Genomic DNA, 12,979 nt, shown 5'->3' on the forward strand with positions numbered 1-12,979 from the left:
GGCAGGGCCCACCCCATGTCAAAATTCTTCATCGACAGGCCCGTGTTCGCCTGGGTCATCGCCATCGTCATCATGATGGCGGGCGCGCTGGCCATCAACACCCTGCCCATCGAGCAGTTCCCCCGCATCGCGCCGCCGTCCGTGGCCATCACCGCCAGCTATCCCGGCGCCTCGGCCAAGACGCTGGAGGACACGGTCACCCAGGTGATCGAGCAGAAGATGAACGGCATCGATCATCTTCGCTACATGAGCTCGACCAGTGACAGCTCGGGCAACGTCACCATCACCCTGACCTTCAACGCCGAGGCCGACCCCGACATCGCCCAGGTGCAGGTGCAGAACAAGCTGCAACTGGCGACGCCGCTGCTGCCCACCGAAGTGCAGCAGCAGGGCGTCCAGGTCAGCAAGTCCGCCAAAAACTTCCTGATGGTGCTGGCCTTCTACTCCCCCAACGGGCAGTTGAGCGACACCGACGTCGGCGACTTCGTCGCGTCCAACCTGCAGGACCCCATCAGCCGCCTGGACGGCGTCGGCGACATCACTCTGTTCGGCCCCCAGCACGCCATGCGCGTCTGGCTGGACCCGAACAAGCTGGCAGCCGTGCAGATGACGGCGGCCGACGTGACCAACGCCATCAGCGTGCAGAACAAGGCCGTGTCCGCCGGCCAGGTCGGTGGCCTGCCCTCCATCCAGGGGCAGCAGCTGAACGCCACCATCATCGCCCAGACCCGGCTGGAAACGCCGGAGCAGTTCGCCAACATCATCCTGCGCGTGAACCAGGACGGGTCCAAGGTCCTGCTGAAGGACGTGGCGCGGGTGGAGCTGGGCAGCAACAGCTATGAGACCCAGGCGCGCTACAATGGCCATCCGGGTGCCGGCCTGGCCATCAAGCTGACCACCGGCGCCAACGCGTTGCAGGTCGAAAAGGCCATCAAGGCCAAGATCGACGAAATGCGCCCCCTGTTCCCCGAGGGCCTGGAGGTCGCCTACCCCTACGACACGACCCCGTTCGTGCGCCTGTCCATCCATGACGTGGTCGAGACGCTGCTGGAAGCCATCGTCCTGGTCTTCATCGTCATGTTCGTGTTCCTGCAAAGCTGGCGGGCCACGCTGATCCCCACCATCGCCGTGCCGGTGGTGCTGCTGGGCACCTTCGGCGTGCTGTCGGTCTTCGGCTTCACCATCAACACGCTGACCATGTTCGCCATGGTGCTGGCCATCGGCCTGCTGGTCGACGACGCCATCGTTGTGGTGGAGAACGTCGAGCGCGTGATGGCGGAGGAGGGACTATCCCCCCGCGAGGCCACGCGCAAATCCATGGGGCAGATCACGGGCGCCCTGATCGGCATCGCCCTGGTGCTGTCGGCCGTGTTCGTGCCCATGGCCTTCTTCTCCGGATCCACCGGCGCCATCTACCGCCAGTTCTCGCTGACCATCGTGTCGGCCATGGCCCTCTCGGTGCTGGTGGCCCTGGTCCTGACCCCTGCCCTGTGCGCCACCCTGCTGAAGCCCGCCGCCCACCATGGCAGCGGCGCTGTGGAAACTGGCCCCTTCGGCTGGTTCAACCGCGGCTTCAACCGGCTGTCCAACGGCTATGGCAACGCCGTCGGCCATGTCAGCCGCCGCACGCTGCGCTACCTGCTGGTCTATGGCGTCATCGTCGCGGGCATGGTCTTCCTGTTCATGCGCATCCCCAGCGGCTTCCTGCCGGATGAGGACCAGGGCTTCCTGTTCGTGCAGGCCGCCACGCCCCCCGGCGCCACCGCCGAGCGCACGCTGGAAGCGGCCAAGGCCATGGAAAAGCACTTCCTGGTCGATGAGAAGGACAATGTGGCCGGCCTGTTCACGGTGGTGGGCTTCAACTTCGCCGGCCGTGGCCAGAACTCCGCCTTCGCCTTCGTCAACCTGCGCGACTGGTCGCAGCGCTCCCGGCCTGACCAGAGGGCCGGCGCCATCGCCCAGCGGGCGATGATGAAGCTGATGGCCTACCGCGACGCCTCCATCTACACCATCCTGCCGCCGGCCGTGATCGAGCTGGGCAACGCCTCCGGCTTCGATTTCGAACTGGTGGACCGGGCCGGCCTGGGTCATGAAAAGCTGATGGCCGCGCGCAACCAGCTGCTGGGCATGGCGGCGCAAAGCCCAGTGCTGATGCAGGTCCACCCCAACGGCCTGGAGGACGTTCCCGAGCTGCGGGTGAAGGTCGACCAGACCAAGGCCACGGCCCTAGGGCTGTCGCTGTCCGACATCAACAGCATCCTGTCCACCTCTTGGGGCTCGGCCTATGTCAACGACTTCATCGACAAGGGCCGCGTGAAGAAGGTCTATGCCCAGGCGGACGCCCCCTTCCGCATGCTGCCCAGCGACATCAGCCGCTGGTACGTGCGGGGCTCCAGCAACCAGATGGTCCCGTTCTCCTCCTTCACCACGGCCTATTGGCAGTACGGCTCACCCCAGCTGGAGCGCTACAACGGCGTGTCGTCGCGCGACATCCAGGGCGTGCCGGCCCCCGGCCACAGCACGGGCGAGGCGATGGCGGAGATGGAAAAGCTGGCCGCCAAGCTGCCCCCGGGCATCGGGCACGAATGGACCGGCCTGTCGTATGAGGAACGGCTCTCGGGCTCGCAGGCCCCCGCCCTCTACGCCATCTCGCTGGCCATCGTCTTCCTCTGCCTGGCGGCCTTATATGAAAGCTGGTCCATCCCGGTGTCGGTCATGCTGGTGGTGCCGCTGGGCGTCATCGGCGCGGTGGCCGCGGCCTGGCTGCGCGGCCTGGACAACGACGTCTACTTCCAGGTCGGCCTGCTGACGACCATCGGCCTGTCGGCGAAGAACGCCATCCTGATCGTGGAGTTCGCCAAGGAACAGTATGAGGCCGGGCACGACCTCATCACCTCCGTGGTCACCGCCGCCCGGCAGCGTCTGCGCCCCATCCTGATGACGTCCTTCGCCTTCATCCTGGGCGTGTTGCCGCTGGCCGTGGCCAACGGCGCCGGCTCCGGCGGGCAGAACGCCATCGGCGTGGGCGTGATGGGCGGCATGATCTCGGCCACCTTCCTCGCCATCTTCTTCGTCCCCGTCTTCTTCGTCTCGGTCCTCCGGCGCTTCGGCAAGCGGCCCTCCCCCGGCACCCCCGCCTCGGGCACGCCCACCCCTGCCGCCCAGGGTCACGACACCGCAGGACATCCGTGATGACCGTGTTTTCGATCCCCAAGCGCATCGCGGCCTTCACCGCCCTGCTGCTGACCACCGCCTCGCTGGGAGCCTGTTCCCTGGCGCCGGACTACACCCGGCCGCAAAGCCCCGTTCCCAACGCCTGGCCCACCGGCCAGGCGTATGAACCGGCGGATGCGCCCGGCAAGGCCTCGCCCCTGCAGGGTCCCGACAGCTGGAAGGCCGTGTTCCGCGGCCCCCGGCTGCAGGCCCTGATCGCCAAGTCGCTGGAGAACAACCGCGACCTGCGCGTGGCCCTGCTGAATATCGGGGTGGCGCGAGCGACATACCGGGTGCAGGACGCGGCCACGCTGCCGACGCTCAACGCCGGCGGCGGCACCACCCGGTCTCGCACCCCGGCCTCGCAAAGCCTGACCGGCAGGCCGGTCACGGCCAACAGCAGCCAGGCGCAGGTCAGCGTGACCTCGTACGAGCTGGACCTGTTCGGCCGGGTCCACAGCCTGTCGCAGCAGGCACTGGAACAGTACCTGGCGACGGCGGAGGCCACGGCCACCACCCGCCTGTCCCTGATCGCGGAGGTGGCGAACGCCTACCTGACCCTGGTGTCGGACCGCCAGTTGCTGGCCCTGACGCAGGATACCCTGCGCACCCAGGAGGCGACGTACGAGCGCAACAAGCGCATGTTCGAGCGGGGTAGCAGTTCCGCCCTGGACCTGGCGCAGTCGCAGACCTCCGTCGACACCGCCCGCGCCAACCTGGAGCAATACACCCGCCAGGTGGCGCAGGACCGCAACGCCCTGGAACTGCTGGTCGGGGCGCCCCTGACCGACGGGGAGATCGAGGGCGCCAGCCTGGACGACCAGGACGTGCTGGGCGACCTGCCGGCCGGTCTGCCGTCCGACCTGGTGCTGCGCCGGCCGGACATCCGCGAGGCCGAGCACACGCTGAAGGCGGCCAACGCCAACATCGGCGCCGCCCGCGCCGCCTTCTTCCCCCAGATCACGCTGACCGGCAGCTACGGCACCGCCAGCGCCGGGCTGACCGACCTGTTCGCCGCGGGCAGCAGCGCCTGGAGCTTCGGCCCCAGCATCAGCGTGCCCATCTTCGACAACGGGAAGAACCAGGCCAACCTGGACTCCGCCAAGGCCACCCGCGACATCGACGTGGCCAATTATGAGAAGGCGGTGCAGACCGCCTTCCGCGAGGTGGCGGACGCCCTGGCCGCGCGCGGCACCCTGGACCGCCAGTTGACGGCCCAGACCTCGCTGGTGAAGTCCACCCAGCTGACCTACGACCTGTCGAACAAGCGCTATGAACGGGGCGTCGACAGCTTCCTGACCTTGCTGGACGCCCAGCGCAGCCTGTACAGCGCCCAGCAGAACCGCATTTCCGTGCAGCTATCGCTGCTGGAAAACCGGGTCACCCTGTTCAAGGTGCTGGGCGGGTCGGAGACGGTACCGACAGTGGAGTGAGGGGCCTTTCCCCCACCCCAGGAGGGCCGCTTCCCCCGGCGGTAGCCCTGCACCAAGACGCGCTGATCCTCATCCCTGGTGGTGATCAGCGCGTTCAAGGGACCGGGTTGCCAACACCACCCAGGACGTTTGGCGTTACCTGGAAATAGAATCAGCCGCCGGCAGGGTGGAAGAACGCAGCCGAGACAACAGGGGATGCAGAGCAGTCGATGGGGTGCGGCCGATATCGTAACTGGTGAAGGCGACAAGCAGCTGGGCGCCGAAAATGACCGGCAAGGCGGAGAACATGACCTGGCCCGCGGTGGCGGCGCGATTTATAATTATGCCGTGTACCCAGAAGAATGTTCCTAGCGTACCCCCACCTAATAGCAACAAAAGCCCCAGGACCAGATAAACTGAGCCGACAGAAAAATCCCTAAGAAAATAGTTGTAAATTATTCTCTTAAAAGAATTCCGCATATTTTTTACAAAAAAAGGAAACAGGACGGAGGTTATCTTGAGATTGGAAACCTCATCCCCATAAATAGCGGCCATTGGAATATCAACGACCCGCGCTGAGATAGTACCCAAGCGGAAAAGCAGGTCGGACTCGAAAAAATAACGACGACTTAGCTTCCGTAGTGGGATACGCTCCAGAACACGGGCATGAACCGCAGTATAGCCGTTCGTGGGATCGAAGATATTCCAATAGCCCGTGGACACTTTAGTAAGAAACGAAAGTCCAGCGTTCCCGACAAGACGGGCTACCGGCATGCTGCTGACGTCCTCGATATTGGAAAAGCGATTCCCCTTGGCATAGTCGGCCATACCGCCGACGATGGGTGCGATCAGGTAGGGAATGGCCTGTGGATCCATCTGGCCATCGCTATCGATCTTCACGATGATATCCGCTCCATCGGCAAGCGCCGCCTCATAGCCCGTGCACATGGCCCCACCCACACCCGTGTTCGCGGTGTGGTAAATGACCCGCACACGGGAATCGGTCATGTTCGCTTCAATATGTCGGCCAGTCGCTTCCGGGCATGCGTCATCAACGCAGTAGATGCGATTAACGATAGCGGGCATGGCGCTCAGAACGCCGAGAACATGCTCCTTGGCCTTGTAGCAAGGAAGAACGGCAGCTACGGTTAACGGGGATGGCATCAAGGACGACGTATCCATAAGTCCTTTCCTTCCGACACTCATGGCTTGTCGGCGGGTTGGCCACACTTCCCGTAAACACGGAAAGAGCCATTCTCATAAGCTAGGCATACGCTGGTGTCGGCAGCAGATCGCTTGGTCGATTCCAAGTCAGGATTGTTCTTTTCCCCAGACATGACCACAAAATACTTAGCGGATGACATATTGATAAAATCCACAAGCGGCTTTTGATCCTGCCAAGCCCCGGCGTAACATGTACGGCGACTAGTCAGGTACATCATCGCTCGCGGCTTGAAGGAACAAATAGAGTCTTCCTGCGTCGTGTTCCGGTCAAGCCAAGCAACCAAATCTTTCACGTCCGGCTTATCGATCTCATTATAATCCGTATGGCGGTTGTTATAAACTTCGTTCGCCCCATGCCAAATAATGGGGGTGAGGGCCAAGACGGCGGCAGCAGATGGGGCAAGCAAGGCGACGCCTGGGACCCGAATGACAACCGGCCAGCGGCGCAGCAAAGCCTTGGTGCCAGCCTCCAGGCAATAGGCGACGTGAAGGAAGAGCAGCGGCAGCAGCGGCAGCAAATACCGAGGACCACCACCCCACGGAGTTAGGATCATCAGGCCGAAGTGGGCGAGCATGAACCATTCCACCGGGGCGGCACCGCGTTGGCGTAGCAGAACCCAAATGGCACTGGTGAACCCCACAATCGTCAGCGTATTGGCGACCCACGCCGCGCCACTGAACCACAGCAGCAGCACCCGCATGTCGCCCAGTTCACGCTGCAGGCCGGCCCACAAGAAACTGGCGATGCCGACGACGATGCTGTCGTAGCCCTTGAGATACCGAAGAAAATTGCTGACGAAGTCGCCTGAGGACGCATTCCACGCCAGGTAGTAATAAGTGATCGAAACAAGACTGATCGCCAGCGCCAACGCCACTGGCCGGGACGAACCGCGGGTTCGCCCGACAATAAGGGCGGCAAACAGGCCAGCCACAGTAGCCACAGCAATGGTCATACCGGCGGGCTTTAGCATCAGGGCGGCCAGGACCAGCAAGCCGGGCCAGGGCGTCGCCCAATGACTTAGCGGCTTATCCCTTTCGCCATCACCCCGATCCAGCGAACATAGACGGTTGGTGGCGACCAACGAGAGGGCGATGACGGCGGAGAAGGGCGTGTCAGGAATGAGGGACTGCTGAATAAAAAATACTGCCTCGTTCGCTACGGTGGCGACACAAACCAATACGGCCGCCAGTGGCGAAACATAGTGACGGGCCAGGAAATAGGCTGCGATACCAAACATCCCAACGAATGCCGACTGTACCATTTTCATGTTCTGGAAATCCCAGCCATGAAAAGGTGACAATATGGCGAACAGGAACGGAAAACCCGGCGGCACCTGGATCTGGGAGTTCAAATAATTAATAGGCCGATCGTTCCATATATTAGAAGCATATTGGAGATATAGGCCAAAATCGTCACCCCAGTCGTGACCCGGCATTTGCAAACGCGCATAGACAAACGCGACAAACAATGATGAAAATACAGCAATAATCGCGCCAGAACGCCCCAATATAGACACCACCACCCCCTCGATTTCAAGCGACACAATTCTTCGGACAGATCTACGCTCGGAACGCAATAAAGAATCCTATTATTATAAAGCTCGCCCCGATAATATACTGCAACGTCATCTTCTCCCCGAAAATAATGTAGCCAGCGGCGGGCACCAGCGCCGATCCGAGAAGGGAGAAGATATAGGCCCGGCTGAGCGGCAAGACCGTCAAGATGCGGTACCACAACACGGCGGTCGCCCCATAAAAGGCGAATGCCGCAATTAGGAGCGGGTTGCGCACAACATCAAGAATGGAAAAGCCACCGTTGGCCTGCCCATGACGGGCCGCCATCTTGAAAAGAATTTGGCCCGCTGGCAGACACAAAGAGAAAATAATACATAGAATTAAGTCAAAACGGCCCACTGCAACCCCCCACAGGACACCGATCCACGCGCCCTCTAGGGCAAGAAGGACACGCCGTTCCTTGACACACTATGCACGTCCCACCAAGCGCAAACTGCTACTGTCACGCCCACCGTTTTAGCCTCAAGGCTTCATCCATCGCCATAGCGTTGACCCCAGGGCTTATTGTACCGTGGCCGCGCTTGTTCGGGGGGCTGCGCCTGTTCGGGGGTAAGGGTAAGTTGACTTCCATACCAAGGATATGACCCAGCCTCACAGCTGCCAGCCATGGCGTGATGCAATCATATGCCTGCGGATGAGCGCGGCCCGCCATGTTTGCGTGTCAGGAGACTATTTTGTCCCAAAATAAAGAAAACATTCCTTTTCCAGCAACGGTGGCGGCGTTTTCCCATGCTCTGGTAGCACTAGCAGGCGCATTGGCAGTTGCAACGTTAGTATGGGAGTATCATCATCACTTCGCCACGCCGATATATGATGATATCCACGACAAGCTGCGTCTGCATGCAAGCCTCGGCGGGGTGTATCAGCTTTTGAGCTTTTTGGTCACGCTGCATAATGAGCATCGAATATTAACGACCCGCATTATCACAATTATCGACGAATTCGCGTTCTCTGGCCAAGAGATTTTCCAAATCGCGGTAACCAACCTGCTGCAGGTTCTGGGTGCGGTCCTGGTTTACCGGCATGCCTTCGCGCCTACTGCGGGAAACGTGCCGTCGCAAGCCGACTCTCTCAGCCACCGGGCCTGTCTTTTTGCCCTTTCCTTACTGTTATTCATAAATCCCGATTTCCTGTACACTCTGGTGGTTCCGTTCCAGATCCAGCACACCATCATGGCGGTGCTGCTGTTGGTGGCCGCCGCCTTGATCAGCCGGGATTTGTCGCCGGATAAACGCGTGCGTGACCTCGCGTCATATTGGACCAGCTTGGTGGTCCTCGCTGTGGTCGGCACCTTCACCCTCGGCAACGCCCCCATCATCCTGCTAGCTGCCGCCTCGGCGGCCATCGTCCTGCGCTGCCGGCTTGAGGTGATCGCGACGTCAGGCGTTCTTGCCCTGGTCCATACCGGCATCGTCCTTAAGACAACGCCCGTGGCATCCGTGGCGGCGGGCCAATCCATCGTGCAGATTGCCAAGTTCGCGCTGCTTTATTGGGGATCTCCCCTGTTTCGCTACGATCCCTGGCCCAGCACCTTCGTGACCTGGGACTGGCCCGTCTACTCCGCCGCCATCCTGGGTGCTCTGGTCTTCGGCGTTGCCGTCACCTTTGCCGCCGCTCGATTCATGAAACCCGGCCTGGGCGGCCGGGTCGCCCTTTATGGTTTCGTCGTTCTGGCAGCCATCGTGGCCACCGGCCTCGCAGCCGCACTTTCCCGGGCGCAGTACGGCATTTTGGAAGGGGGCAACAAGAAGTACGCGTCCTTCGCTATCCTAGGATGGGTCGGCGCCCTGGCCGTGCTATTCGGGGTGCTGCGGGAGCAGCGTTGGAGTTACCGTCGCTGGGAGCAGGCGAGCGCCACCGCCATTCTGGCAGCCATCGTGATGTTCAGCGGCGTTGCCTACGGTCGTGAAACCCGTATTTGGCAAAAAATGATCGACCTGAACTGGGAAGCGGGCTTGGCCGGGTTCCTCAAGATAAACGACCGTGAGCATCTGCATTACATATATTGGGACGACAGCGGCATCCGCGATTATTTTGACTACATCGAGCGGAATAATCAGGGCGTGTATGCCCACTTCCCCTTCCGCTGGGGTGATGACGCCCAGGCCTTCCTGGCCCGCCGCAAGGAGGTAATTTGCCGTGGCGGAGTGCAGTCATTGGACGCCGTGCCAATGGCGGAGCGTGCCCCGGTCTTCGATGCCCCCGGTGAACCGATAACCGTCTCCGGCTGGGCCTGGATGACGGAGGAGCATGCGCCTCCCGCCATGGTCCTTGTCGTCGACCACCAGAATCGCATCATCGGCGCGGCCGTCATGAGCCGAACCGCCCCCTTGGCGGAAGAGTACATGGGCCAGAAGTTCGATGAGAATTTGGGGTGGCGCGGATTCGGTCGTGCCACCGATTTCTCGGGCTTCACCTTCTTCGCCGTGTCCAGCGACGGCAAGAGGTTCTGCAATCTCGGCGGACCGGGAACGGTCCGTTAAAAAGGGGCGGCGCCCAGCCCAAGCCGGGCGCCCTTTCCCGATTTACGCCGCCTTACGGGCTTTGATGTAGTCCTGGATGACCAGGGACAGCACGTCCAGCGGCATGCTGCCGGAGGACAGGCCGGCGTGGTGGAACTCGCGGATGTCGAACTTCGGCCCCAGTTCCTTTTTCGCCTGGTCGCGCAGGCGCCCCCACACGGTGTGCCCGATCTTGTAGCTGCAGGCCTGGCCCGGCCAGGCGCAGTAGCGGTCGGTCTCCCGCGTCATGGCGCTCTCGGTGTCGCCCGTCAGCTCCACCATGTAACGCACAGCCTTTTCGCGGCTCCACCGCTTGTGGTGCATGCCGGTGTCGATGACGCAGCGGCCGGCGCGGAACAGCAGGAACTTGAGATAGCCGACACGGCCCATGGGCTCCTTCTCGTACATGCCCATCTCATCGGCCAGTTGTTCGGCATACAGGGCCCAACCCTCGCCATAGCCGGAGAAGAACATGTTGGAGCGGTAGCGGGGGATGCCCGCCGTCTCTTGCGCCAAGGCCACCTGCAGGTGATGGCCGGGGATGCCCTCGTGATACAGCGTGGTGGGAAGCGCCCATTTGGGCCATTCGCCGGTGTCGTGCAGATTGAAATAGATGGCGGCCGGCCGGGTGCCGTCCAGCGAGGGCGACTGGTAATAGGCCAGTGGCGCGCCGGCATCGATCTGCGGCGGCACCGGCTTCACCTCCGCCCTGGCCTTGGGCAGGGTTGAGAAGTATCGCGGCAGATGGCCGACCACATCGGCCAGACGCACACCCAGGTCGGCGATGAGCTGGGCCTTCCCCTCTTCCGTCTTGGGATAGAAGGAGGCGGGGTCCTGGTACAGGGCCTTGATGCGCTGGCCCACCGTGCCCTGGGTCAGGCCCTGCGCCTTCAGCACGGCATCCAGGCGGGCGGTGATCTCGCGCCCCTGGTCCAGGCCGATCTTATGCACCTCCTCCGGCGACAGGGTGGTGGTGGTGTTGGCGCGCAGGCCGTCGACATACCAGGCGTCGCCGTCCCTCACATGCCAGACACCGGCGTCGTGCGTCGCCTGACGCCGCGCCCCTTCCACCGCCGCGATCTGGCGGTCCAGGGCCGGAAGCACCTTGGACGTGTAGATGCCGGCGGCGCGCGCGGCCCAATCACCCTCGATGCCCTTGGCCTTGGCCCGGCGCGCCACGGACGCCACCAGGTCCGACGTGTCCGCATCAACACGCAGGGCGCGCATCTGGGTCAGCGTGGTGTCCAGCAGGAAATCCGGCGCCACCACGCCAACGCCCCGGTCGTGCTCCAGGCGCTCGGTATCCTGGTCCAGCGCGGTGGCGAAGGCCTCCAGCCGCGACAGGTAGGCCTCGGCGTCGTCCTTGCCGTTGATGGGGTGCTTGGTATCCAGGAAGGTGGGGGTGGATTGATAGCAGCCGGTCAGCTGGCTGATGGCGTAGGGGGAGCGTTCTCCCGGCCGGCCGAAGTCGAAACGCTTGTAGGTTTCCAGGCGGTTGGACAGGACATAGGCGACGCAATCGTAATTGACGGCGTCGATGCCCCCCAGGGCGCGACGGTCGATGCTGGCCAGGCGGCGCATCTGGCTGGCGGTGGCCTCTCGCTCCGTGGCCAGGCCGGTGGCGGAACGGTCGGCCAGGCGGCCGCGCAGGGCAGACAACTCCCCGGTATCCAGGCCCAGGTTGGTCGCCGCCTCGGGCCGGCGCCGCAAATCCTCCTGGAAAAAGGTTTCCAGCAAGGCAGTCAGCGAAGCGCCGGCGCCACTGGCGGCCCCCGGGACGGGGCCGGCCGCCCCTTGCGCCCATGCGGGCAGGGCGGATGATACGGCAACGGCGGCGGTACCGCCGGCCAGGAATTGACGACGATCGATCATGAAGCTCTCCCAACTGACGAACCTTGTTTTGCGGGAGAGTATGCGCAAAATTTTGAGGGATGAAAGCCGCTCCGCCACCAAGGCTTGAATGGGCTTCCGCCGCCCCCTAGAGTGCGGCTGCGCGTTTCCCTGCTCCTCCCAATGAAAATCCGGCATCCAAGGCCGCAGCCCAGGACAAGCAATGTCGTCCCGCTCTATCGACGCGACACCCATGCCGGATCTCAGCAAAAAGCAGACACCGGTCCAGAAACGGTCCATCGATACAGTGGAGACGATCTTGTCCGCCGCCGCCCTGCTGTTGGGGGAAGTCGGCATCGAACGGCTGTCCACCAACCTGATCTGCGCCCGCGCCGGCCTGACGCCGCCCGCGCTGTACCGTTATTTCCCCAACAAGTACGCCGTGCTGAAGGAACTGGGCGTCCGGATGATGGAGCGGATGAACGCGGCCTATCTGACCTGGGTGAAGGCCAGCCACCCGATGCCGGCGCGGGACACGCCGGAGCAACAAGCCGACCGCCTGCGCCAGATTCAAGAGGTCACCAACGACATCGCACGGAATTGCCTGGGCGGCGTTTGGATCCTGCGGGCGCTGCGCGCCGTGCCGGCCCTGCAGCAACTGCGCCTGGAATCCCATAATTTCGTGGCCGAGCGGTCGTTCCAGGAAATTCGCGCCCATTACCCGCACACCAGCGACGCGGAGCTGCGCCTCGCCACCCGCTTGGCAGTCGAGGTCATGTACAGCGCCACGGAAATGGTGTTCGACGAACCCGGCCTGGACGACAACCTGATCAACCAGGAAATCGCGGACATGGTGGTCCGCTACTTCGCCAAATTCGCCGAGCGCGAGACGGCGCTGACCCAGGCCGATTGAGCGCGGTCACCGCTCCGCTTCATGCTCCAACGCGCCACCACGGGGACGCGCGAGCTTAAGTGGCGCCCGGCAGGCGGCAAGACACGCCCCCGTTGTTCCAATAAATTCAGCAACATCGACATAAATCGGCAATACTTATTCGATAGTCTTCGCTACCGAACGCGATAGCGCTCGAAAAACGATAAAACATCCATAGGTAGATTTGGGTCCGGCTGGCGTTCGCTTGCCTGTGATTAGCGCATGCGCCCACTCTGTGGGCGCATGACCCAATAAATCGGGGTCTTTATGGCATCCGTCCTCTTTCGCGGGGA

General features: G+C 62.6%; 8 protein-coding genes. 4 read left to right on the plus strand and 4 right to left on the minus strand.

The window, feature by feature from the left end; all coding sequences use genetic code 11:
- The first annotated feature begins 15 nt into the window (after positions 1-15).
- Positions 16-3,192 (plus strand): efflux RND transporter permease subunit, encoded by a 3,177-nt coding sequence (locus ULB03_RS26135; RefSeq protein ID WP_322486006.1) that lies wholly within the window; start codon positions 16-18, stop codon positions 3,190-3,192.
- Entirely contained in the window at positions 3,192-4,646 is a 1,455-nt protein-coding gene (locus ULB03_RS26140; protein WP_322486007.1) for an efflux transporter outer membrane subunit, read from the plus strand. Before ULB03_RS26135 ends, ULB03_RS26140 begins: the two co-directional genes overlap by 1 nt.
- Before the next feature lie 135 nt (positions 4,647-4,781).
- Here the strand turns inward: ULB03_RS26140 and ULB03_RS26145 are convergent, their stop codons facing one another.
- The 3 genes from ULB03_RS26145 to ULB03_RS26155 are packed head-to-tail and all read right to left on the minus strand — an operon-like array spanning position 4,782 to position 7,763.
- A complete protein-coding gene (locus ULB03_RS26145; protein ID WP_322486008.1) occupies positions 4,782-5,807 on the minus strand; it encodes a glycosyltransferase family 2 protein in 1,026 nt (341 codons plus the stop codon).
- A 20-nt stretch (positions 5,808-5,827) separates the two neighbouring features.
- Complete coding sequence (locus ULB03_RS26150) at positions 5,828-7,393, minus strand: hypothetical protein (RefSeq protein ID WP_322486009.1); 1,566 nt, start codon at positions 7,391-7,393, stop codon at positions 5,828-5,830.
- 16 nt (positions 7,394-7,409) lie between these two features.
- A complete protein-coding gene (locus ULB03_RS26155; RefSeq protein ID WP_322486010.1) occupies positions 7,410-7,763 on the minus strand; it encodes a DMT family transporter in 354 nt (117 codons plus the stop codon).
- A gap of 335 nt (positions 7,764-8,098) precedes the next feature.
- Here ULB03_RS26155 and ULB03_RS26160 point away from each other — a divergent pair, with 335 nt between their 5' ends.
- The gene (locus tag ULB03_RS26160) at positions 8,099-9,907 is read left to right on the plus strand and encodes a hypothetical protein (RefSeq protein ID WP_322486011.1); all 1,809 of its coding nucleotides are present in this window, start codon (positions 8,099-8,101) and stop codon (positions 9,905-9,907) included.
- 42 nt (positions 9,908-9,949) lie between these two features.
- Here the strand turns inward: ULB03_RS26160 and ULB03_RS26165 are convergent, their stop codons facing one another.
- Positions 9,950-11,797 (minus strand): DUF885 domain-containing protein, encoded by a 1,848-nt coding sequence (locus ULB03_RS26165; RefSeq protein ID WP_322486012.1) that lies wholly within the window; start codon positions 11,795-11,797, stop codon positions 9,950-9,952.
- Positions 11,798-11,978: 181 nt separating this feature from the next.
- Between ULB03_RS26165 and ULB03_RS26170 the strand changes: the two genes are divergently transcribed.
- A complete protein-coding gene (locus tag ULB03_RS26170) occupies positions 11,979-12,668 on the plus strand; it encodes a TetR/AcrR family transcriptional regulator (protein WP_322486013.1) in 690 nt (229 codons plus the stop codon).
- Positions 12,669-12,979: the final 311 nt, after the last annotated feature.

This window comes from Nitrospirillum goiasense, assembly GCF_034427435.1.
Taxonomy (GTDB): Bacteria; Pseudomonadota; Alphaproteobacteria; order Azospirillales; family Azospirillaceae; genus Nitrospirillum.